The organism is Paraburkholderia tropica, from assembly GCF_900109265.1.
GTDB classification, from domain to species: domain Bacteria; phylum Pseudomonadota; class Gammaproteobacteria; order Burkholderiales; family Burkholderiaceae; genus Paraburkholderia; species Paraburkholderia tropica.
Map to the genome: position 1 here is coordinate 282,257 of NZ_FNZM01000005.1, position 21,899 is coordinate 304,155.

The 21,899-nt window shown below is 65.5% G+C and carries 17 protein-coding genes; 12 read left to right on the forward strand and 5 right to left on the reverse strand.

The window, feature by feature from the left end; translation table 11 throughout:
- The first annotated feature begins 295 nt into the window (after positions 1 to 295).
- Together BMY06_RS10105 and BMY06_RS10110 are read left to right on the forward strand one after the other, a co-directional pair.
- A complete protein-coding gene (locus BMY06_RS10105) occupies positions 296 to 700 on the forward strand; it encodes a PaaI family thioesterase (RefSeq protein ID WP_065061818.1) in 405 nt (134 codons plus the stop codon).
- 38 nt (positions 701 to 738) lie between these two features.
- On the forward strand, positions 739 to 1,632 hold the full coding sequence (locus tag BMY06_RS10110) for a patatin-like phospholipase family protein (protein WP_074982915.1): 894 nt from the start codon (positions 739 to 741) through the stop codon (positions 1,630 to 1,632).
- A gap of 84 nt (positions 1,633 to 1,716) precedes the next feature.
- Here the strand turns inward: BMY06_RS10110 and BMY06_RS10115 are convergent, their stop codons facing one another.
- Positions 1,717 to 2,730: a D-2-hydroxyacid dehydrogenase family protein gene (locus BMY06_RS10115; RefSeq protein ID WP_065061820.1), complete on the reverse strand. Its 1,014-nt coding sequence runs from the start codon at positions 2,728 to 2,730 to the stop codon at positions 1,717 to 1,719.
- A gap of 420 nt (positions 2,731 to 3,150) precedes the next feature.
- Here BMY06_RS10115 and BMY06_RS10120 point away from each other — a divergent pair, with 420 nt between their 5' ends.
- Both BMY06_RS10120 and BMY06_RS10125 read left to right on the forward strand, forming a co-directional pair.
- Positions 3,151 to 5,001, forward strand: a complete 1,851-nt coding sequence (locus BMY06_RS10120; RefSeq protein WP_074982917.1) for a phosphoenolpyruvate carboxykinase (GTP) — start codon at positions 3,151 to 3,153, stop codon at positions 4,999 to 5,001.
- Between the two features lie 375 nt (positions 5,002 to 5,376).
- Positions 5,377 to 6,489 (forward strand): LysR family transcriptional regulator, encoded by a 1,113-nt coding sequence (locus tag BMY06_RS10125; protein ID WP_065061822.1) that lies wholly within the window; start codon positions 5,377 to 5,379, stop codon positions 6,487 to 6,489.
- A 165-nt stretch (positions 6,490 to 6,654) separates the two neighbouring features.
- On the opposite strand, the gene BMY06_RS10130 is transcribed toward BMY06_RS10125, so the two are convergent.
- The 3 genes from BMY06_RS10130 to dprA form a co-directional block, all read right to left on the reverse strand.
- Entirely contained in the window at positions 6,655 to 9,297 is a 2,643-nt protein-coding gene (locus BMY06_RS10130; protein ID WP_074982918.1) for a DNA topoisomerase III, read from the reverse strand.
- 376 nt (positions 9,298 to 9,673) lie between these two features.
- Complete coding sequence (locus BMY06_RS10135; protein WP_065061824.1) at positions 9,674 to 10,051, reverse strand: thioredoxin family protein; 378 nt, start codon at positions 10,049 to 10,051, stop codon at positions 9,674 to 9,676.
- A 79-nt stretch (positions 10,052 to 10,130) separates the two neighbouring features.
- The gene (gene dprA / locus BMY06_RS10140; RefSeq protein WP_080180599.1) at positions 10,131 to 11,459 is read right to left on the reverse strand and encodes a DNA-processing protein DprA; all 1,329 of its coding nucleotides are present in this window, start codon (positions 11,457 to 11,459) and stop codon (positions 10,131 to 10,133) included.
- A gap of 331 nt (positions 11,460 to 11,790) precedes the next feature.
- On the opposite strand from dprA, the gene def reads away from it, so the two are divergent.
- The 4 genes from def (at position 11,791) to htpX (ending at position 15,226) form a co-directional block, all read left to right on the forward strand.
- The gene (gene def / locus BMY06_RS10145) at positions 11,791 to 12,294 is read left to right on the forward strand and encodes a peptide deformylase (protein ID WP_065061825.1); all 504 of its coding nucleotides are present in this window, start codon (positions 11,791 to 11,793) and stop codon (positions 12,292 to 12,294) included.
- Positions 12,295 to 12,350: 56 nt separating this feature from the next.
- Complete coding sequence (fmt, locus tag BMY06_RS10150; RefSeq protein WP_065061826.1) at positions 12,351 to 13,349, forward strand: methionyl-tRNA formyltransferase; 999 nt, start codon at positions 12,351 to 12,353, stop codon at positions 13,347 to 13,349.
- 163 nt (positions 13,350 to 13,512) lie between these two features.
- Positions 13,513 to 14,160, forward strand: a complete 648-nt coding sequence (locus BMY06_RS10155) for a LysE family translocator (protein WP_065061827.1) — start codon at positions 13,513 to 13,515, stop codon at positions 14,158 to 14,160.
- 214 nt (positions 14,161 to 14,374) lie between these two features.
- On the forward strand, positions 14,375 to 15,226 hold the full coding sequence (htpX, locus tag BMY06_RS10160; protein WP_065061828.1) for a zinc metalloprotease HtpX: 852 nt from the start codon (positions 14,375 to 14,377) through the stop codon (positions 15,224 to 15,226).
- Positions 15,227 to 15,291: 65 nt separating this feature from the next.
- Here the strand turns inward: htpX and BMY06_RS10165 are convergent, their stop codons facing one another.
- Entirely contained in the window at positions 15,292 to 16,416 is a 1,125-nt protein-coding gene (locus BMY06_RS10165) for a hypothetical protein (protein ID WP_124263286.1), read from the reverse strand.
- A 261-nt stretch (positions 16,417 to 16,677) separates the two neighbouring features.
- On the opposite strand from BMY06_RS10165, the gene rsmB reads away from it, so the two are divergent.
- Genes rsmB through esaR form a run of 4 tightly spaced genes read left to right on the forward strand, consistent with a single transcriptional unit; the run spans position 16,678 to position 21,864 of the window.
- On the forward strand, positions 16,678 to 18,171 hold the full coding sequence (gene rsmB, locus BMY06_RS10170) for a 16S rRNA (cytosine(967)-C(5))-methyltransferase RsmB (RefSeq protein ID WP_080180623.1): 1,494 nt from the start codon (positions 16,678 to 16,680) through the stop codon (positions 18,169 to 18,171).
- A complete protein-coding gene (locus tag BMY06_RS10175; RefSeq protein WP_065061831.1) occupies positions 18,168 to 18,758 on the forward strand; it encodes a DUF4390 domain-containing protein in 591 nt (196 codons plus the stop codon). Before rsmB ends, BMY06_RS10175 begins: the two co-directional genes overlap by 4 nt.
- A complete protein-coding gene (locus BMY06_RS10180; RefSeq protein WP_065061832.1) occupies positions 18,748 to 21,174 on the forward strand; it encodes a sensor histidine kinase in 2,427 nt (808 codons plus the stop codon). Before BMY06_RS10175 ends, BMY06_RS10180 begins: the two co-directional genes overlap by 11 nt.
- A complete protein-coding gene (gene esaR, locus BMY06_RS10185) occupies positions 21,175 to 21,864 on the forward strand; it encodes a response regulator transcription factor EsaR (RefSeq protein WP_065061833.1) in 690 nt (229 codons plus the stop codon).
- The last annotated feature ends 35 nt before the right edge of the window (positions 21,865 to 21,899 follow it).

A 21,899-nucleotide genomic window follows, 5' to 3' on the forward strand; every position in this document is an offset into this window, starting at 1 on the left:
GATTATGCCCTGCCTTTTGAGTCTTGGCAAGTCCTTTTCGCAAATTTCCTAAAAAAGTTGCTGGCGGCCTGGAACGGCAAGCTGGCGCGTCGCGGCAGCACGGTCGCCTTATCTTCAATATCAACAGGACGCGGTACCACCCGGTATCATGTGGCCACGCTGGCGGGTCCGCGCTTCGGATCGCTTCCGATCGTTTCGGGCCGCGAGCCGGCGTGCCGCGCGCTACCCGCCGGGTCCGTCGCCACGAGGACATCCGCCACGCGGCACGCACTCCATAAAAGGCACAAGAGAGACGATGGACGACAAGGCAATCGACGCGCTGCTCGAGCGCGTGCTGGCGCCGTGGGTGAAGGCGCTCGGGTTGAAGCCGCTCGACGTGACGGAAGACAGCGCCACGCTGCGGCTGCCGTTTTCCGGCGAGCTGCGCCACGCGGGCGGCGTGATCTGCGGCCAGGTGTTCATGGCGGCCGCCGACACGGCGATGATCGTGGCGATCTCGGCGGCGCTCGGCGAATTCAAACCGATGACCACGGTCGCACTCAACACCAACTTCATGCGCGCGGTGCGCAAGGGCGACGTGAAGATCACGGCGCGCGTGCTGCGCATGGGCCGCAATCTGGTGTTCGGCGAAATAGAACTCTATGACGAAGACGGCCGGATGGCCGTTCACGCGACCTCGACTTACGCGCTACTCGACTAAGCTGTCGCATTCAGGACGAATCGAAGGAAAGAGGGCGCATGTTCGATCAGGTTGTCTTTGCCGGCGGCGGCAACCGCTGCTGGTGGCAGGCGGGTTTCTGGGACGTCGTTCAGCCGAAGCTGGATCTGCGCCCGCGCGTCATCACGGGCATTTCGGCGGGCGCGGCTACCGCGTGCATGATCTACACGCGCGATTCGCAGTGGGTCATGCGCTATTACGAGGAAGCGCTCAAGCACAACAAGCGCAACGCGTACTGGGGCAACCTGCTGCGCGGCGAGTCGGTGTTTCCGCACTACCGCATCTACCGTCAGGCGCTGCTCGACATCTACGGGCCGCGTTTCGAAAAGCTGCAGGACGCGCCCGAGATCCGCATCGGCGTGTCGCATCTGCCGCGCTGGCTCGGCGCGCGCAGCGCGGTGGCGGCAGGGCTCATCGCGTACAACATCGAAAAGCACATCCGCAAGACGCTGCATCCCATGCTTGGGCGCAAGCTCGGTTTTCATCCGGAATTCGTGACGGCGCAGGCTTGCCAGAGCGTCGACGATCTCGCCGACCTCGTGCTGCAATCGTCGTGCACGCCGCCTTTTACGCCGGTGCTGCGCCGTAACGGGCGCGCCGTGCTCGACGGCGGCATGGTCGACAACGTGCCCGTCGGCGCGCTCGACGACACGCCCGGGCGCGTGCTGGTGATGGTCACGCGGCTGTATCCGCGTCCGCAGATGTTCGTGGTGAAGCACCGCACGGGCGGCGACGGCGGCCAGCCCGGCGAGCAACTGCGCCTCTATGTGCAGCCGACCGCGAAGGTGCCGATTTCGAGCTGGGACTACACGAGCCCGCAGCAGATGCAGCACGCCTGGAACCTCGGCGCCGAAGACGGCGAGCGTTTTCTCGCGCGTCTGCCGGAGATGTTCGAGGCGGCCTCGCACGTCTGAGCCGCATCGCGCGGCGCGCGCATCGACGCAAAAAAGGCGGCCTGATGGCCGCCTTTTTGTTGGCTACGCGCGCAGCTTGCCGCCTTACTTGCGGCGACCGCCTTGCAGCGCTTCCGGATTCGCGACGTGCGAGAGATCGCCCGCATCGAACGACAGGATGTTGCGGAAGGCCGCGCCGAAATACAGCTCGTAGCTTTCGCGCTCCACATAGCCGATGTGCGGCGTGCAAATCACGTTTTCCATACGCAGCAGGCTGTAGCCCTGCAGGATCGGCTCGCTCTCGAACACGTCGATCGCGACCATGCCCGGCCGGTTGTGCGCGAGCGCGCCGAGCAGCGCGTTCTCTTCGAGCAGTTCGGCGCGGCTCGTGTTGACGAGCAGCGACGTCGGCTTCATGCGCAACAGGTCTTCCTGCTTGACGATGCCGCGCGTGTCGTCGTGCAGACGCAGGTGCAGCGAGAGGATGTCGCTTTCCTCGAACAGCGCCTCGCGGCTGGCGGCGGCTTCGTAGCCGTCGGCGCGCGCGGCTTCGAGCGAATGCTCGCGGCCCCAGATGATCACGCGCATGCCGAACGCCTTGCCGTAACCGGCGACCAGGCGGCCGATCTTGCCGTAGCCCCAGATGCCGAGCGTCTGGCCGCGCAGCACCTGGCCGAGACCGAAGTTCGGCGGCATCGCCGAGGTCTTCAGGCCCGACTGCTGCCACGCGCCCTGCTTGAGGTTGGCGACATACTGCGGAATGCGCCGCTGCGCCGCCATGATCAGCGCCCAGGTGAGTTCGGCGGGCGCGACCGGCGAACCGGTGCCTTCGAGCACGGCGATGCCGCGTTCGGTACAGGCTTCGATATCGATGTGCGGACCGGCCTTGCCCGTCTGGCTGATCATGCGCAGATGCGGGAGTTTGTCGAGCAGTTGCGAGGAGATGCGCGTACGTTCGCGAATCAGCACGAGTGCTTCGACTTCCGAGAGGCGGCTCGCGAGCTGACCGAGCCCGCGCACGGTGTTGTTGAAGACCTTGACCTCGTGATCGGCAAGCAGCTGGAAGCAGTCGAGCTTGCGGACGGCGTCCTGGTAGTCGTCAAGGATGGCAATTTTCATGGCGGCAAAAGTGATAGGCAGCGCACCGTACGTGGCGCGACTCGATGTTCATCTGGTGGTTATCCCACTATGCAGCGTTTGACAGGCTGGTATGAATACGGGGTCGCCTCACGTTGCATCGGCCGCAACGAAGAAATAGCGCTCGCGGGTACCGCAATTGCTGTTTCGTTCGATGGCGCTCAATGCGGCTGCACGAGGTTTGAACGAGAATTTTCCCCCTTTTATCAGCTTGTCGGGTCGCCATGCAAGCCGCTTTACAGACGGTTGCGAACCCCTGCTGATTGGGCCTTGACGACCTGCACAACTGCGCGGACCGCAGCCCCGGTTTCGCCGTTGAATCGCTTAAAAAAAGTGCCTCTCGCACGCAGCGTCGAAAGGGGCCTGAAACGATTTTTTATCAGCCCCTATGGAGACTTTTCGATGAATCATCCCGACTTCCCCGCCCAGGCCGCCATGCAGGCGCCGTCCTGGGTCCGGCACCGGAAACTGGTGGAATGGGTCAAGCAGATCGCCGCGCACACGCAGCCCGAACGCATCGTCTGGTGCGACGGTTCGCAGGAGGAATACGACCGCCTGTGTCAGCAGATGGTCGACGCGGGCACGATGCGCCGCCTCAATCCGCAGAAGCGCCCCAACTCGTATCTGGCCTGCTCCGATCCCTCGGACGTGGCGCGCGTCGAGGATCGCACCTTCATCTGCTCGCAGAAGAAGGAAGACGCCGGCCCGACCAATAACTGGATCGCGCCCGCCGAAATGCGCTCGACACTCGACGGCCTGTTCGCCGGCTCGATGCGCGGCCGCACGATGTATGTCGTGCCGTTTTCGATGGGCCCGCTCGGCTCGCCGATCGCGCATATCGGCGTCGAACTCTCCGATAGCCCCTACGTGGCCGTCAACATGCGCATCATGACGCGCATGGGCCGCGCGGTGTACGACGTGCTGGGCGAAGACGGCCCGTTCGTGCCCTGCGTGCACACCGTGGGCGCGCCGCTGGCGGCGGGCGAGCAGGACGTGCCGTGGCCGTGCAACAAGACCAAGTACATCGTCCATTTCCCGGAAACGCGCGAGATCTGGAGTTATGGTTCGGGCTATGGCGGCAATGCGCTGCTCGGCAAGAAGTGCTTTGCACTGCGCATCGCTTCGACGATGGGCCGCGACGAAGGCTGGCTCGCCGAGCACATGCTGATTCTCGGCGTGAAATCGCCGGAAGGGCGCAAGTATCACGTCGCGGCGGCGTTCCCGTCGGCGTGCGGCAAGACCAACTTCGCCATGCTGATTCCGCCGGCCGCCATGAACGGCTGGGAAATCAGCACGATCGGCGACGATATCGCCTGGATCAAGCCGGGCGCGGACGGCCGCCTCTACGCGATCAACCCGGAAGCGGGCTACTTCGGCGTGGCGCCGGGCACGAGCGAGAAGACCAACTTCAACGCCATGGCGACGCTCAAGGAGAACGTGATCTTCACGAATGTCGCGCTCACCGATGACGGCGACGTCTGGTGGGAAGGCATGACCGACACGCCGCCCGCGCATCTGATCGACTGGCAGGGCCAGGACTGGACGCCGGCCATTGCGAAGGAAACGGGTCGCAAGGCCGCGCATCCGAACGCGCGCTTTACGGCGCCCGCGTCGCAATGTCCGTCGATCGACGCCGAATGGGAAAACCCGAAGGGCGTCGCCATCGACGCGTTCGTGTTTGGCGGCCGCCGCTCGACCACCGTGCCGCTCGTGACCGAGGCGCGCGACTGGACCGAAGGCGTCTACATGGCCGCGACGATGGGCTCGGAAACCACGGCGGCGGCGGCAGGGCAGCAGGGCGTGGTGCGCCGCGATCCGTTCGCCATGCTGCCGTTCTGCGGCTACAACATGGCCGACTACTTCGGCCACTGGCTGAAGGTGGGCGGCCGCCTCGAACAGCTCGGCGCGACGCTGCCGCGCATCTTCTGCGTGAACTGGTTCCGCAAGGGCGACGACGGCAAGTTCGTGTGGCCGGGCTTCGGCGAGAACATGCGCGTGCTCGAATGGATGGTGCGCCGTATCGAAGGTCAGGGCGAGGGCGAAGCGCACGCGTTCGGCGTGTCGCCGCGTTATGGCGATCTCGACTGGCGCGGCCTGAACTTCACGCCCGAGCAGTTCGCGCAGGTGATTTCGGTCGACGCCGACGCCTGGCGCGCGGAGCTGGCCCTGCATTCGGAGCTGTTCGACACGCTTGCGCAAGGTTTGCCGCCGTCGCTGCGCGACACGCGTGCGGATCTGGAAAGCCGCCTTTGAACGGCGTTTTTCGATGAATGTGAGCGCTCACTATCGGTGTGAGCGGGTATGAGCGCTCGAATTGAACAAAAAGATCGCCTGCGGGCGATCTTTTTATTTGGGGTCGTACTTAGTTCGTGGAAAAAGGCGGGCAAAAATCTGCTCTAGAACGCGTGTTCTGTTCACGATGATCCGGGCTTTTCGCTGCGATGCAGAAAATTGTTTCGAAGCGGGAAACAATAGCGGCTGTGATACTGCGTAAACAGTGACAGTAGCGAAAATTTCGAAGAAATTCAGTGCTTCTTAGGCAACTTCTGCACGATTTCTCATGTCGTAGGAGAATTCGTGGTTTCCTCCGTCGGATTCCGACGGACAGTAACAGGCAGGAGTTGTCTCATGGATCATTTGCAGTCGATGCGAGTTTTCGTCAAAGTGGCCGACCTCGGCAGTTTTGCCCGGGCCGCTTCCGCGATGGATATCTCGAATGCGGTTGCGACGCGTCACGTGGCGGACCTCGAAGGTCGTCTTGGCACGCGTTTGCTCAACCGCACGACCCGCAGTCTTTCCCTCACCGAGTCCGGTCAGGTCTATCTCGAACGCGCCCGCCAGATTCTCGACGAGCTCGAAGATGTGGAGCAGATGGTGGTGGCGCGCAACCACGAACCCGTCGGCACCTTGCGCATCGTGGCGCCGGTGGTGTTCGGGCTGCACAATCTCGCGCCCGTGCTGCAGACCTACACGCAGCGCTATCCGCAAGTCATTCCCGATGTCACGCTGGTCGACCGCCAGGTCGATCTGGTCGAAGAAGGCTTCGATCTCGGCGTCGTGACCGCGCGCCAGATGCGCAGCGCGAGCATCGTGACGCGTCGTCTCACGACGGGCTGCATGACGGTGTGCGCGACGCCCGCGTATCTGGAAAAGCACGGCACGCCCACGCGTCCCGAGCACCTGATGGAGCATCCGTCGCTGTCGCTGCCTTCGGAATACTGGGGCGACGAGCGCGTGTTCACCGGTCCGGAAGGCGAAGTGCGCGTGCGCCCGAGCAACGTGATCGTCGCGAACAATACCGAAATGCTGCGTCAGTTCGCGCTGCTCGGCATGGGCATCGCGATTCTGCCGAGCTACCTGATCGGCCGCGACATGACGCGCGGACGCCTCGTGCGCCTGCTCGGCGACTACCGTCTCCCGCAGGTCGAGATCAACGTCGCGTACCCGAGCCGCCGCCATCTGCCGGCCAAGGTGCGTACGTTCATCGACCATCTGGTGGAGCATTTCAGTCAGACGCCGAACAGCCAGCTCGGCGAACAGTGGGTCAAGGACGGTCTCGCGCGCCCGGCTAACGCCCGCAACGGCGCGCCCGAGGCGTTCGACGGCGCGGAGCCGATCTCGGATCTGCTCGACGGTTCGCGCGGCGCGGAAGGCGAGCACAACGGCGCGGAAGAGCGCGCGCCGAAGGCGGGCCGCGCATCCGCCGGCCGCACGCGTTCTTCGGCGATTTCGCCGCTTTAATCCGCGTTTGGGATCGATCGTCGCATGATTGCGCCGGTCGATTCAGGCGATAAAAAAGGCGCAGCTTCGTGAGAAGCTGCGCCTTTTTTGCTGGGCGATGCGTCGAACGACGCCGCGCGCCGCTTGCCTGAATGGCGCACGGCGCGCGCGATGCGCGCCTAAGACTTAAGAACCCGTCTTGCGCGCGGCGGTTTTCTTCGCCGCGGTCTTGCGCGCAGGCGCGGTCTTCGCAGCCGCCGTCTTGCGTGCCGGCTTCGCAGTGGCTTCCGCGTCTTCGGCTGCGTCGTTGGCGGCGTCGGCGCTCGCGGTGGACTTCTTCGCCGCGGTCTTGGCCGCCGTCTTCGCGCTCGGTTCCTTCTTCTCGAACTCGAAGCCGATCTTGCCGTCGGGCTGCTTCACGAGGAACGCCTTGAAGTTACGCCCCGTGCGCGATGACTTGAAGTTCGTCAGCAGGTCCGTGCGGCCTTCGGACAGCAGCTTGGCCATCTGCTCGCGCGCGATCTCCTGCTGGAGAATCACCTTGCCCGAACGGAAGTCGCAGGTCTTCGGATTCGCCACCGAGTTTTCGCAGACATAGCTCATGCCGTGCTCGAACACGCGGCCCTTGCACTTCGGACACGCGCCCACGGCCTCCTGCTGCGAGAAGTCGGGCGCTTCGCCGTCTTCCGTGCCCTGATCCTGACCGAAGTCGAATTCGAGCTTGTAGTTCTTGATCTCGTCGTCGAACGACAGCTTGAGGATCGCCGAGAACGGACGGCCCATCTTGCTGCGGAAGCCCGAAAGCGGACCGATCGTCTTGTTCTGCAGCAGTTCCTCGACTTCGGGAATCTCGAACTGACGGCCGCCCGGAATCTTCGAAATCGAGAATTCGCACTTCGTACACGCGAAGCGTCGGTAGTTTTCCTTCACCTGACCGCCGCAATTCGGACACGGCGTTTCCAGCGTGGCGTAGTCGCCCGGAATGGTGTCCGAATCGTATTCCTTCGCGCGCTTGACGATGGTCTGCGTCATGCGGGCGATTTCCTGCATGAACGCGTCGCGCGGGAGCTTGCCGCGCTCCATCTGCGAAAGCTTGTATTCCCACTCGCCCGTGAGTTCCGGCGCGGTCAGTTCTTCCACGCCGAGGCCGCGCAGCAGCGTCATCAGCTGGAATGCCTTGGCCGTGGGAATCAGCTCGCGGCCTTCGCGCACGAGATACTTTTCGCCGAGCAGACCTTCGATGATGGCCGCGCGCGTGGCCGGCGTGCCGAGCCCCTTGGCGGCCATCGCCTCGCGCAGTTCTTCGTCGTCGACGAGCTTGCCCGCGCCTTCCATCGCCGAGAGCAGCGTCGCTTCGTTGTAGCGCGCGGGCGGCTTGGTCACGAGCTGGTGCGCGGCGATCTTGTCGGTCTTGACCTTCTCGTCCTTCTGCACCGGCACGAGGTTCGCGTCTTCGCCGCTCGTGTCGCGGCCATAGATCTGCAGCCAGCCCGGCTCGACCATCACCTTGCCTTCGGTCTTGAAGTGATGACCGGCGACTTCGGTGATACGCGTGGTCACGCGGTACTCGGCCGCCGGGAAGAACACGGCGAGGAAGCGCTTGACGACGAGGTCGTACAGCTTCTGCTCCGGCTCCGACAGATTCTTCGGCGCCTGCAGCGTCGGGATGATTGCAAAGTGGTCGCTGATCTTCGAATTGTCGAAGATGCGCTTGTTCGGCTTCACCCAGCCCTTGTCGAGCGCCTGCTTGGCGAACGGCAGATAGTTGTTGCTCTCCTTGAGCATCTCCATCGTCTCTTTCACGGTGCTGAGGTAGTCCTCAGGCAGCGCGCGCGAGTCGGTACGCGGATAGGTGAGCACCTTGTGCTTTTCGTACAGCGCCTGGGCGAGACCGAGCGTGTTCTTGGCCGAAAAGCCGAAGCGGCCGTTGGCTTCGCGCTGCAGGCTCGTCAGGTCGAAGAGGGCGGGCGAGAGCTGCGTGGACGGCTTCGATTCTTCCGTGACCGTGCCTTCGCGGCCGTGGCAGGCGGCGACGATGGTTTCGGCGGCCGGCACGCTCCAGAGACGCGAATCGCGCTTTTCCGGATCGTGCTCGTCCTTCTTGAATTTCGGGTCGTACCAGCGGCCTTCGTAGAAGCCGCCCGCGCAGACGAATTCGGCGCGCACTTCCCAATAATCGCGCGGCACGAAACGGCGGATTTTCTCTTCACGTTCGACGACGATCGAGAGCGTTGGCGTCTGAACGCGACCGACCGTGGTCAGGAAGAAACCGCCGCCCTTGCTGTTGAAGGCCGTCATGGCGCGCGTGCCGTTAATGCCGACGAGCCAGTCGGCTTCCGAGCGGCAGCGCGCGGCGTCGGCCAGCGGCAGCATGTCGTCGTCGCTGCGCAGGTTCGCGAAGCCGTCGCGGATTGCCTGCTGCGTCATGGACTGGAGCCAGAGGCGCTGCACGGGCTGCTTCGCCTTCGCGTGTTGCGCGATCAGGCGGAAGATCAGCTCGCCCTCGCGCCCCGCGTCGCAGGCGTTGATCAGCTTCGTGACGTCCTTGCGCTTGAGCAGCTTCGTGAGCACCTTGAGCCGCGATTCGCTCTTGGCGATCGGGTTCAGGTCGAAATGGGGCGGGATGACGGGCAGGTTCGCGAAGCTCCATTTGCCTCGCTTGACCTCGTACTCCTCGGGTGCGGCGATTTCCAGCAGATGGCCGACCGCCGACGAGAGCACGTAGTCGTCGCTCTCGTAGTACTCGTCATGCTTGGTAAATCCGCCCAGAGCGCGCGCGATGTCGTTCGCGACGGATGGCTTCTCGGCGATGATCAGAGCTTTGGACATGACTGATTGTGTGTGGGTGTATCCGGTGGGCGCCCCGTCTATGCCATGTGACTCGCGGTGGCGGGGCCGTCGCGCCCTTGGGGCGCCTCGTTAACGACCGCTTTATAGCACATGGCGCGGCGGTGGCGATTTTCGTGTCATCGGTGCGTGCTGTCCGCGCGCCGCTGGCTGCGGCTTTTTCGGGCGCCAATCATAAGGGCGCGGCGCGGCGGCGAGCAAGCTGGCAGTAAGGCGGCGGCGCGGCGCATGCGGTCAAGCTGCGCGGGCGCAAGCTCAAGATCACGCTCAAGCGCACGACCCGGCGGCGTAGCGCCCGGCTAGCGGGGTGCGATCAACATGTGTGCGGGCCGACTGCGGGTGAACGGCAGCGTTCGCGTCACGCTTCGAGCAGCGCCGGGCGCAGCTTCGGCGCGTCGGCGACGCCCGGCAGCGCGGTGAGGTCGGCGAGCATGCGCTCGACCACCGCGCCATGCGGCAGCACCGTGCCGAAGAAGCGCGTGGCGTTGCCGTCTTCGATCAGGATAGTCGGGAAATTCTCCACGTCGAGGTCGTCGAAGCGGTCGGCGTGGGTTTCGATATCGATGTACGCGAAGCAGATGTCGGGATGCGCGTCGGCGATGCGGTCAAAGGTCGCCCGATAGTCGCGACAGGTGCCGCACCACTCGGCGCACAGACACGCGACGAACAGCGTCTCGCGGTCGGCGACGCGCTCGGCGATCTGGTCGGCGTCGGTGTCGAGGTCAAGCGCGGGCATGGTCGTTCCTTGCGTTCTCTTCTATATAGAGGCAATGCGTGGGGCGGTGCATTTGGCGCGAATGTAACACGGCGCGTCGCTAGCAGTGGGACGCCCGGGCGAACCAGCCGCCGGGCAGCGCGCTCACGTGGCCGGCCAGTTCGAGCCGCAGCAGCGTGGCCTGGAGCACCGCTTCGGCCATGTCGGTGCGCTGCGCGAGAATTTCAAGTGTGGCGGGCGCGTGACCGATTGCGACGAGCACGGCCTGGGCTTCTTTATCGTCGAGACGATTGGGCGCGGGCGGGCGGCCTGGCGGGGTGTCGAGCGGCAGGGCGATCTGGCTGGCAGCGCTTGCCGTTCGCGGATGCGTGGTTTCGTTCGAGTGCTGTTCTTGCCTTCCGTGCCGTGCGCGCTTCTGGGCGGGAGCTATCGCGACTGTTGCCGCCGCCGGCGCTGCGAAACCCAGCGCTTCGAGCACCTCCTCGGGCGTTTCGACCAGTTGCGCTCCCTGCTTGATGAGCCGATGACACCCGCGCGCCAGCGGCGCGTGAATCGAGCCGGGCAGCGCGAACACGTCGCGGCCCATCTCGTTGGCGAGCCGCGCCGTAATGAGCGAGCCCGAGCGCATGGCGGCTTCCATCACGATCACGCCTTCGACGAGCGCCGCGATCACGCCGTTGCGCTGCGGGAAGTTGGCCGAGCGCGCGGGCGTGCCGAGCGGCCATTCGGAGACGATCGCGCCGCGCGCGGCGATCTGCGTGGCGAGCGCGTGGTGCGCGGACGGATAGACGAGGTCGGCGCCCGTGCCGATCACGGCGACGGTGCCGCCGCGTTCGTCGAGCGCGCCGCGATGTGCGGCTCCGTCCACACCGAGTGCGAGGCCCGAGACGACGGTCACGCCCGCCGCCGCGAGCGTGCGGGCGAAGCGCGCCGCGTCCTCGACGGCCTGCGGTGTGGCGCTGCGGCTGCCCACCACCGCGACGCTGCGCGCATGCAGCAGGTCGAGCCGCCCCTTAACGTAGAGCAGCGGCGGTGGATCGGTCATCGCCAGCAAGCGCGGCGGATAGGCGGCGTCGGCGAGCGTCACGAGCGCGTTGCCGGGCTGCGCGCACCAGTCGCGCACCGCGTCGGCCTGTTGCGCGAACCCGGGTGGCGGTGCGGCGAGCGCGGCTTGCGCCGCCACGCTGCCCGCGACGGCTGCAAGCGCACTGAACGATTGCGCGAGCACCTGTTGCGGCAACCCGAACGCGCCCAGCAATGCGCGCAGCGCGGCGGGCTTCAGGCCGCGCGCACAGGCGAGGCGCAGCCAGGCGTGGAGTTCGTCCGATGCCAGCGGCAGCGGAGCCGGCGGCGGTGGCGCGAGCGACTGAGGACGCGACTGAGGACGTGACTCGGGAAGCGACGGCGGAAGCAACGGCGGAACGAGCATGGGCGATTCTCCCGTGGGCGGGCGAAGCGCAGCCCGTCGTGTTAAAATTTTCACCATCCGAAATTTGTTGGCGGCGCTCGTTGAGGTACGCACCGAGGCGCTGCTGCAACGCGCCGCAGCGAGGCATTGCCCTTGCGCGGCCGCGTTGGCCCGTGCGAGTGCGCGAGTGGCACGGAGCCGGCTGCCCGAGGCGGCCGGCGCGTTGAATCCGGCCGTTTTGTCCGTATATCCTCCGTATCCTGTACTGGGCCCGCAAGCTGGCCGAACGGCCAGTCCGCGCGCGATCCGCAACATCGGCGCGGCCTGCCGCCCAACGAGAAACCGTGAAATCATGGCTCTACTGAATATTCTTCATTACCCGGACAAGCGCCTGCACAAGGTCGCCAAGCCGGTCGAAGCGGTCAACGACCGCATCCGCAAGCTCGTCGCCGACATGGCCGAGACGATGTACGCAGCGCCCGGCGTTGGCCTCGCCGCCACCCAGGTGGACGTGCACGAGCGCGTCGTGGTGATCGACGTGTCCGACGCGCACGACGAACTGCAGGTGTTCATCAACCCGGAAATCGTCTGGTCGAGCAACGAGCGCGAAGTGCACGAAGAGGGCTGCCTCTCGGTGCCGGGCATCTACGACGAAGTCGAGCGCGCGGAGAAAGTGCGCGTGCGCGCCCTCAACGAGAAGGGCGAGAGCTACGAAGTCGACTGCGAAGGCCTGCTCGCCGTGTGCATCCAGCACGAAATGGATCACCTGATGGGCAAGGTGTTCGTGGAATACCTTTCGTCGCTCAAGCAGACGCGCATCAAGAGCAAGATGAAGAAGCTCGAACGCGCCATGTAAGCGCCGCGCACGCCAGCCGTGCGCCTCACTGTTTCACCCCGTATTCGCTTGTGCCCATGAGCCACTCTCTTCGCGTGATCTTCGCCGGTACGCCGGAATTCGCCGCCGCGGCGCTCGCCGCCATTCACGAGGCGGGCTTTCCCGTGCCGCTCGTGCTGACCCAGCCCGATCGTCCCGCCGGACGCGGCATGAAACTCCAGGCGAGCCCGGTCAAGCGTTACGCGCAGGAGCACGGCATTGCCGTGGCACAGCCCACTTCGCTGCGCCGCGCGGGCAAGTACCCGCAGGAGGCCGCCGAGGCCATCGACCTGCTGCGCGCCACACCGCACGACGTCATGGTGGTGGCGGCTTACGGCCTGATCCTGCCGCAGGAAGTGCTCGACATTCCGACGGACGGCTGCATCAACATTCACGCTTCGATCCTGCCGCGCTGGCGCGGCGCCGCGCCGATCCATCGCGCGATCGAGGCCGGCGACGCCGAAACCGGCATCACGCTGATGCAGATGGACGCGGGCCTCGACACCGGTCCGATGATCTCGGAAGTGCGCACGCCGATCACGCCCACCGACACCACGGCGACGCTGCACGACCGCCTCGCGAATCTGGGCGCGCAACTCGTGGTGGACTGGCTCACGCAGCTCGAACGCACCGGCCAGTTGCCGCTCACGCCGCAGCCCACCGACGGCGTGACCTACGCCGAGAAGATCGGCAAGCAGGAAGCCGCGCTCGATTTCCGCCGCCCCGCCCTCGCGCTCGCGCGCCAGATTCGCGCGTTCGATCCGTTCCCGGGCGGCGCGGCCACGCTCGACGGCGCGCAGCTCAAGCTGTGGGCCGCCGAACCGGCCGCCGGCGTGACGCTGCCCGAAGGCGCCGCGCCGGGCCAGATTCTCGAAGTCTCGCCCACGGGCGTGGTGGTGGCGTGCGGCGAGGGCGCATTGCGCCTCACGCAGTTGCAAAAGCCGGGCGGCAAGCGCCTGCCCGCGCGCGAATTCCTGGCCGGCATGCCGCTTTCGGCAGGCCAGCGTTTCGCGTTGCCCGACGAATCCGCAGCGTAAATCCAGGCGCGTTCGCGCGCCAGTCATCCGTTCGGCCAGGTGTCGCGCGCCATGCGGGGCGCGTTAGAATCGGTGGGTTGCTTCGAGGCCCGGTCGCGTCTCGATCGAGCCCCGCGCGACCGCGTTCGTGCGCTATTTCTTCACCGTATTTGCAGAGAAAGTCATGTTCGGCATCACCCATTTCGGCTTCTTCGTGGTCGCGGTTTTCCTCCTGAACGTCACGCCCGGCCCGGACACCGCGTACATCGTCGGTCGCAGCGTCGCGCAGGGCCGCAGCGCCGGTCTGGTGTCGGCGCTCGGCATCTCGGCGGGTTGCTGCGTGCACGCGCTCGCCTGCGCGTTCGGTCTCACGGCGCTGCTGGCGGCGTCGGCCACCGCTTTCACGGTCATCAAGCTGGTGGGCGCGTGCTACCTGGTGTATCTCGGCGTGCGCCTGATTTTCGCGAAGAGCGAAGCGAAGGCCAGTGAGCCCGAAGCCGGCGAAGCGCGCGCCGCCGCGCCGCGTCCGCTGCGCCAGTTGTTCCTGTCGGGCTTCTGGACCAATGTGCTGAATCCGAAGGTCGTGCTGTTCTTCGTCTCGTTTTTCCCGCAGTTCGTGAGCGTAACGAGCCCGCACAAGGTGATCGCGTTCCTCACGCTCGGCGTGGTGTTCGTGCTGATGAGCTGGGTCTGGAACAGCTTCGTCGCGTGGATCGCGGGCAGCGTCACGCAGCGTTTCTCCGGCAAGCCGGGCATCAAGAAATGGCTCGACCGCACGGTCGGTACCGCGTTCGTCGGGCTTGGCGTGAAGCTCGCGACCACCACGCGTTGAAGCTGGCGCTGAATACCGAGCTGAGCGTCGAACTGAACGCCGGGCTGAAACCGCGCGCCACCCGAAAACGGCGCGCGGAGATTGAATTTTTCGCACCCGCCCTTATCTAACAGATCGCTTACAATGCGCTCGCTGCCGCGGCCTGTCCCTTTGAGGGATGGCGCGCGGCGGGCGTCCAACGATTTGATCCCCACTGGGTTAAGGAGCACAGCACATGTTCAACTGGGTCAAGACCGCGATGTTGATGGCCGCGATTACGGCCCTGTTCATCGCGATTGGCGGTTTGATTGGCGGGCGCAGCGGGATGATGTTCGCGCTCGTGATCGCGCTTGGCATGAACTTCTTCTCGTACTGGTTCTCGGACAAGATGGTTCTGCGCATGTACAACGCGCAGGAAGTCGACGAAACCACGGCGCCGCAGTTCTACCGGATGGTTCGCGATCTGGCCACGCGCGCGAATCTGCCCATGCCGCGCGTCTATCTGATCAACGAAGATGCGCCCAACGCATTCGCCACGGGCCGCAATCCCGAGCACGCGGCGGTGGCGGCCACCACGGGCATTCTGCGCGTGCTGTCCGAGCGCGAGATGCGCGGGGTGATGGCGCACGAGCTCGCGCACGTGAAGCACCGCGACATCCTCATTTCCACGATCTCGGCCACCATGGCCGGTGCGATTTCGGCGCTCGCCAACTTCGCGATGATCTTCGGCGGCCGCGACGAAAACGGTCGTCCGACGAACCCCATCGCGGGCATCGCCGTCGCGCTGCTGGCGCCGATCGCGGGCGCGCTCATCCAGATGGCGATTTCGCGCGCGCGTGAATTCGAGGCCGATCGGGGCGGCGCGGAGATTTCGGGCGATCCGCAGGCGCTGGCGTCGGCGCTCGACAAGATCCATCGCTACGCGCAGGGCATCCCGTTCGCGGCCGCCGAGCAACATCCGGCCACCGCGCAGATGATGATCATGAATCCGCTCTCGGGCGGCGGCATCCAGAATCTGTTCAGCACGCACCCGTCGACGGAAGAACGCATCCGTCGTCTGATGGAGATGGCGTCGGGCCAGCGCTAAACCGGGAACGGTCGCGCACGCAGCGCGAGCGCATCACGAAAAACGCCTCTTTCCGAGGCGTTTTTTTATGCCTGCCTGATGCCGATGTGTGACGGCGGGCGCGCGTGACCGACCTTGCGCAACGCGCGCTGGCGCATCGAAATCGCAAGAAAGAGACCGTAGACGCTCACAATCCACATCAGGTCGAGGAAGAGGAAAACGTGCGTGAGCCGCGCCAGCATCCACGCGGCGGCGAACGCAACCGGAACGACATAGGCGATCAGCCGTTGCGCGCGATCCTCGGGCCGTGTGCTCTGAAAGAGCGAGATATAGCAGCATGCGAACAACGCGCCGATATCGTATTCCTTCAGGCGCGGATTCAGGATGATCGCGAACGCGATCACGTAGAACAGCTTGCCCGAGACCTCGTTGAAGCCGATCGTGCGCGGCTCGCGCAACGGGTTGATCCCGTAAAGAAATAGCGCGACGACGATGGCTTCGTGGATCAGCACGTCCTGAAGCGCCGAGAGGCTCGCGACGCGCTGCTGCAGGATGCCGGAAAGCACGAGACCCGAGTCGTGCTGCGTCAGCACCTGCCAGCGCAGGCGCGTCTCGAAACCGGCCCACAACTGCGGTTCGAGCAGCATTTGCGCGGCGTCCACGCACGCGACGCAAATCGGGATGATGAAAAAGTAGCGGATACCTTTCGGCAGAAATAGAAAGACGAGCGCATAGGCCGCGAAGTAAATCTTGATCGACGCGAACAGCACGATGACGAGCGTGGCGAGGCCGTAGCCGAGCGCGGCGCGACGCTCGCTGCGCGACGCCGAATAGAGCAGCATGACAATCAGCAAGTGCGAAAAGATCGCGAAATTCGCTGTGAGCAGCGCGCCGACGCCCGCGCCGCCCGCGAGAAAGCCCACGCTGGCGGCCCAGACGAAATCCGTCCTGCGCACGCGGTACACCACGTAGGCAAGCGTCGCGAGCGCGAACAGCAGATACACGGCGAGAAACGGCACGTTCGCGAACAGATTCAGAAAGATTGGCGGATAGACCAGCGGAAAGTCCGAAGCCGCGATGCCGTACGGATCGACGCCGAGGTGGTAGCGCGTGAGCGCGGACGTGTAACTGCTGTAGTCCCAGAAGGGCGCTAGCAGCTTGTGAGATCCCTGAGCGGCCACCGCGAACAGCGCGACAAAGACCAGGAACACGAGATCGAATCTTTTTCCGAACAGTTTCATGGCGGCCTTTACGGGGCGTAGCAGGGCGTTTGCCATTTTGCAGCGGGAACTCAGGCGAAATCGGCGGTTTTCTAGTACACGAGCGCCGCGTCTGCCGGCGGTTCGGCGCGGCGAAGCGTCGGCTTTGCTGCGCCGCATGGACAGCGTTGCGCCCACGCCACGCTACAATGGCTCGCTTGTGCTTTGCTTATGCCAGTACGCCGCGCCATGCGGCTCGCATCCGGTTTTTTCATGACATCCAGCCATTCCCGTCGCCCGTCGGGCACTGCCGGCAAAGCCGGCCAGACCCGCGCAGGCCGTTCCGCACGATCCGCTTCGCCTGCCCGGCAATCCGGCGCACCGGCGACGCTTGCGCCCGTGCATCTGGCCCCCGACTCGCTCGGCTTCGCGCTCGATCAGGCTGCCCAGGCCGTTGGCGCGGTACGGGCCGGCGCGGCGTTGCCCGCCGCGCTGTCGAACGCGTTCGCGTCCTTGCCGCATGAGCTTGCTTCGGTCGCGCGCGGCGCGGTGCAGGACATCGCGTACCGCACGATGCGTCGCCTCGGCACGGTCGACTGGCTGATCAAGCAGCGCGTGAGCAAGGCGCCGCCCGCCCATGTGACGAACCTGCTGGCCTGCGCGCTGGCGCTCCTCGTCGACGACGAAGCGCACGCCGCCTACACGCCGTTCACGGTCGTCGATCAGGTCGTGCGTACGGTGGGCGCGCGCCGCGAAATCGCTTTTGCGAAGGGCCTCGTGAATGCCGTGCTGCGCGGTTTCCTGCGCGAGCGCGATCAGGCGCTGGCCGCCGCGCAAGCCGACGACGTCGCGCGCTGGAACTATCCGCAATGGTGGATCGACGCGGTGCGCCGCGCGTGGCCCGCGCAATGGGAAGCGATTCTCGCCACGGGCAACACGCACGGTCCGCTGACGCTGCGCGTGAACGCGCGCCGCGCCAACGCCGCCGACTATGTGCAGCGCCTCGCCGCCGAGAACATCGCCGCGACGCAGATCGGCACGCACGCCGTGCGGCTGGCCACGCCGCTGCCGGTGGATCGCATTCCGGGCTTTCTCGCGGGCGACGTGTCCGTGCAGGATGCGGGCGCGCAGATCGCCGCCGAAATCCTCGGTGTTCGCGACGGCATGCGCGTGCTCGATGCGTGCGCGGCGCCCGGAGGCAAGAGCGGCCATCTGCTCGAACTCGCCGACATCGACCTGATCGCGCTGGAGAGCGACGCCTCGCGCGCGGGGCGTATCGGCGAGAACTTCGCGCGTCTGGGTTTCGCGCAGGACGACGCCGCGCATCCGTTGCGCCACGCGCGCGTCGTGGTCGGCGATGCGGGCGAGCCGCAAGCGTGGTTCAGAGCTGAAGGCGAAGCCGACGCAGAGCGCTTCGACCGCATTCTCGCCGACGTCCCGTGCTCGGCCTCGGGCATCGTGCGACGTCATCCCGATATTCGCTGGCTGCGCCGCGAGCGCGATATCGCGACGCTCGCCAAGGAGCAGCGCCGTATCGTCGAAGCCTTGTGGAGCCTGCTCAAGCCGGGCGGCGAACTGCTCTACGTGACCTGCTCGCTGTTCCCCGAGGAAGGAGAGGCGCAGGCGGCCTGGTTTGAAAGCAGCCGTGAGGATGCGGTACGATTGGATGCTCCGGGGCAACTGTTGCCCACCGCGGCCGATGGCGCGCCGGCCGATCGCCCCGCGGATCACGACGGATTCTTCTACGCGCGCTTCCAGAAACGGTGACCATCAAACGCTTCTTCCCGCTGCGCTTCGCGGCCCTGCTCTGGGTCGCGTTGTTCTTTGGCTTCATGGCCGCCGCGCCGGCGCGCGCCGATTCGATCTCGGTGCAGCGCGCCTCGTTGCAGGCCGACGGCTCCGGCTGGAGCCTCGACGCCCGCTTCGATTTCGATCTCAACAGCAGCCTGGAAGACGCGGTCAACAAGGGCATTCCGCTCTACTTCACCACCGATTTCGAACTCACGCGCCCGCGCTGGTACTGGTTCGACGAGCAACCCGTGAGCGTCTCGCAAAGCATTCGCCTCTCGTTCCAGCCGCTCACGCGCGAATATCGCGTGTCGAGCGGTGGTCTCCAGCTCGGCTTTTCGACGCTGGCGGACGCGCTCGCCGTCATCAAGCACGTCACGTCGTGGCACGTGATCGAGCGCAATCAGGTGCATCCGGGCGAGACCTACACGGCCTCGGTGCGCATGCAGCTCGACGTCGCGCTCATGCCCAAGCCGTTCCAGATCGACGCGGTCAACAATCGCGACTGGAACCTCGCTTCCGACTGGAAGCGCTTTAGCTTCACGGTGACCGAACGTGCTAAATAAAGTGCGCCGCGCCACCGGAGGCAGTGTCAGCAGCTTCGTCGTGAGGCTGCTGGTGTCCACCGTCGCGTTCACCGCGGCGCTGCTGCTCGTGTTGCTCGCCGCCGCGAGCGCGAACACGGAATTCTTCGACCGCTATTACGGCTGGCTCTACGCGGCCAACATCGGCGTCGCGATCATCTTCATGTCGGTGGTCACGGCGCTCGTGATCGTGATCGTCGTGCGTTTGCGGCGCGGCAAGTTCGGCACGCGATTACTCGCCAAGCTCGCATTCTTCTTCGCGCTCGTGGGCGTGGTGCCGGGCGGCATCATCTACATCGTCTCGTATCAGTTCGTCTCGCGCTCGATCGAATCGTGGTTCGACGTGAACGTGGAAACCGCGCTCACGGCGGGTCTCAATCTCGGGCGCGGCATGCTCGACGCCTCGCTGTCGGATCTGCAGACCAAGGCGCGCCTGATGGCCGAGCAGATCGCGAGCGGCGACGCGGCCGGCACGACGCTCACGCTGCTGCGCGCGCGCGACCAGTTCGGCGTGCAGGACGCGACCATCGTCGAGCCGGTGCGCAGCATGTCGGGCGCGGCGCCGGACATGCACGTGGTCGCGCAGGCGTCGAGCAACTTCTCCTCGCTGATGCCGGCGGACCTGCCCACCGCACTGATGATCGATCAGGCGCGCGGGCGCGGTTATGCGGCGATCGAAGGCGAAGTCGACGGCGATCCGCATCTGCATGGACCGAAGGGCGCGCTGAGGTTGCGTGTCGTCACGCGTATTCCCGACGGCAACACCACGGACCTGCAGCCCGCCGAACGCTTCCTGCAACTCGAACAGCCCGTGCCCGCCGCGCTCGCGCGCAACGCGGACGCCGTGCAGCGCGCCTATCGCGAATATCAGGAAAAGGCGCTCGGCCGCACCGGCCTGCGCAAGATGTACATCGGCACGCTCACGCTCGCGCTGTTCCTCGCGACCTTCGTGGCGATGATGCTCGCGCTCGCGCTCGGCAACCAGCTCGCGCGGCCGCTGTTCCTGCTCGCGCAGGGCACGAAGGAAGTGACCGAGGGCGACTACACGCCCAAACGCGAAATCAAGTCGCGCGACGAGCTGGGCTTCCTCACGCAGTCGTTCAACGCGATGACGCGGCAACTTTCCGAAGCGCGCCAGGCCGTCGAGAAGAACCGCGTCGCGCTCGAACATTCGAAGGCGTATCTCGAAAGCATCCTCGCGAATCTCACGGCGGGCGTGTTCGTGTTCGACCGGCAGTTCCGCCTGACCACGGCGAACCCCGGCGCGGAACGCATCTTCCGTCATCCGTTCCAGACGCAGGTGGGCTTGCCGATCGACCACGTGGCCGCGCTCGGCGACTTCGCGGCGATGGTGCGCAAGGCCTTCGCCGATCAGGAAGCGTCGCGCATGGGCGGCGACAACGGCGGCGTCGACCGCGGCCACTGGCAGCAGCAGTTCTCGGTGCCCGTGCCGGGCGAAACCGATCCGCTGACGCTGCTCGTGCGCGGTGCGCGTCTCGTCTCCGACACCGGCCGCGACGCGGGCGACATGCAGACTTCGGGCTACGTCGTCGTGTTCGACGACATTTCCGACGTGATCTCGGCACAGCGCTCGGTCGCGTGGGGCGAAGTCGCGCGGCGTCTCGCGCACGAGATCAAGAATCCGCTCACGCCCATTCAGCTGTCCGCCGAGCGTCTGCAGATGAAGCTCTCGGACAAGCTCGCGCCCTCGGACGCCGAAGTGCTCAAGCGCGGCGCGACGACCATCGTCAATCAGGTCGCGGCCATGAAGCAGATGGTCGACAACTTCCGTGACTATGCGCGCACGCCGCCGGCGGTGCTCGCGAGCCTGCAGTTGAACGACCTCGTGAGCGAAGTGCTCACGCTCTACGGCGCGGAAGAAGGCAAGAGCGCGATCAAGGTCGAGCTGTCGACGCTGCCCGTCATTCGTGGCGACGCGACGCAATTGCGCCAGGTCATCCACAACCTCCTGCAGAATGCGCAGGACGCCGTGGCCGATGTCGCGCAGCCTCGTGTAACGCTCGAAACGCGGGCCGTAGAATACGGCGAAGCGGACGCGCAGGGTCACACGCGCGTTGCGGTGCGTCTCACGGTCTCGGACAACGGTTCGGGTTTTCCGGCACGCATCCTCACGCGTGCCTTTGAACCCTACGTGACGACCAAGGCCAAAGGAACAGGACTCGGGCTTGCGATGGTCAAGAAGATCGTCGACGAGCACGGCGCGCGCATCGACATTCGCAACCGCATGAAAGCGGGCGATGTGATCGAAGGCGCGCAAATATCGATTCTCTTTCTCCAGCTCGCCGACGACGTCGACCCGGACGCCAACGCAAACGCACGTTCAAGCGTTACAGCGGAGCAGGGATCAAAAGCAACAGTGCAGACAAGGGCAGCGTAAATGGCAACCATCCTGGTGGTAGACGATGAAATGGGCATCCGGGAATTGCTCTCGGAGATCCTCAGCGACGAGGGACACGTCGTGGAGCTCGCGGAGGACGCGCAACAGGCGCGCGAATTCCGTCAGCGTCAGGTGCCTGACCTGGTGCTGCTCGATATCTGGATGCCCGACACCGACGGCGTCACGCTGCTCAAGGAGTGGGCCGCGCAAGGCCAGCTCTCGATGCCGGTCATCATGATGTCGGGACATGCGACTATCGACACGGCGGTCGAGGCGACCAAGATCGGCGCGCTCAACTTCCTCGAGAAACCGATCGCGCTGCAAAAGCTGCTGAAGGCAGTCGAGCAGGGCCTCGCGCGCGGCACCGCCGCGCCGGTGCCGGCGGCGGGTGCGCCTGGCGCGAAGCCGGCGGCGGGCGGTCCGGCCGTGGTGGCGTCGGCGGCGGCGCTGCCGGTGCTGGGCGCGGACGGCGCGCCGGGCGTCAGCGTGGCGCAGACGGCCTCGATCTCGTTCGACATTCCGTTGCGCGACGCGCGCGACGCGTTCGAGCGCGCGTACTTCGAGTATCACCTCGCGCGCGAGAACGGCAGCATGACGCGCGTGGCCGAGAAGACCGGCCTCGAGCGCACGCATCTGTATCGCAAGCTCAAGCAGCTCGGCGTCGACCTCGGCAAGAGCAAGGGCGAATGACTGAATGACTGAGTGAACGAGCCCTTTCCCAGAAT

Coding starts and splice junctions, on each gene's coding strand:
- BMY06_RS10115 (WP_065061820.1), bottom strand. CDS start 2,730: ATGAAAATTGCCATCCTTGACGACTACCAGGACGCCGTCCGCAAGCTC.
- dprA (WP_080180599.1), bottom strand. CDS start 11,459: ATGCTCGTTCCGCCGTTGCTTCCGCCGTCGCTTCCCGAGTCACGTCCT.
- esaR (WP_065061833.1), top strand. CDS start 21,175: ATGGCAACCATCCTGGTGGTAGACGATGAAATGGGCATCCGGGAATTG.
- def (WP_065061825.1), top strand. CDS start 11,791: ATGGCTCTACTGAATATTCTTCATTACCCGGACAAGCGCCTGCACAAG.
- rsmB (WP_080180623.1), top strand. CDS start 16,678: ATGACATCCAGCCATTCCCGTCGCCCGTCGGGCACTGCCGGCAAAGCC.
- BMY06_RS10105 (WP_065061818.1), top strand. CDS start 296: ATGGACGACAAGGCAATCGACGCGCTGCTCGAGCGCGTGCTGGCGCCG.
- htpX (WP_065061828.1), top strand. CDS start 14,375: ATGTTCAACTGGGTCAAGACCGCGATGTTGATGGCCGCGATTACGGCC.
- BMY06_RS10110 (WP_074982915.1), top strand. CDS start 739: ATGTTCGATCAGGTTGTCTTTGCCGGCGGCGGCAACCGCTGCTGGTGG.
- BMY06_RS10155 (WP_065061827.1), top strand. CDS start 13,513: ATGTTCGGCATCACCCATTTCGGCTTCTTCGTGGTCGCGGTTTTCCTC.
- fmt (WP_065061826.1), top strand. CDS start 12,351: ATGAGCCACTCTCTTCGCGTGATCTTCGCCGGTACGCCGGAATTCGCC.
- BMY06_RS10130 (WP_074982918.1), bottom strand. CDS start 9,297: ATGTCCAAAGCTCTGATCATCGCCGAGAAGCCATCCGTCGCGAACGAC.
- BMY06_RS10135 (WP_065061824.1), bottom strand. CDS start 10,051: ATGCCCGCGCTTGACCTCGACACCGACGCCGACCAGATCGCCGAGCGC.
- BMY06_RS10125 (WP_065061822.1), top strand. CDS start 5,377: ATGGATCATTTGCAGTCGATGCGAGTTTTCGTCAAAGTGGCCGACCTC.
- BMY06_RS10120 (WP_074982917.1), top strand. CDS start 3,151: ATGAATCATCCCGACTTCCCCGCCCAGGCCGCCATGCAGGCGCCGTCC.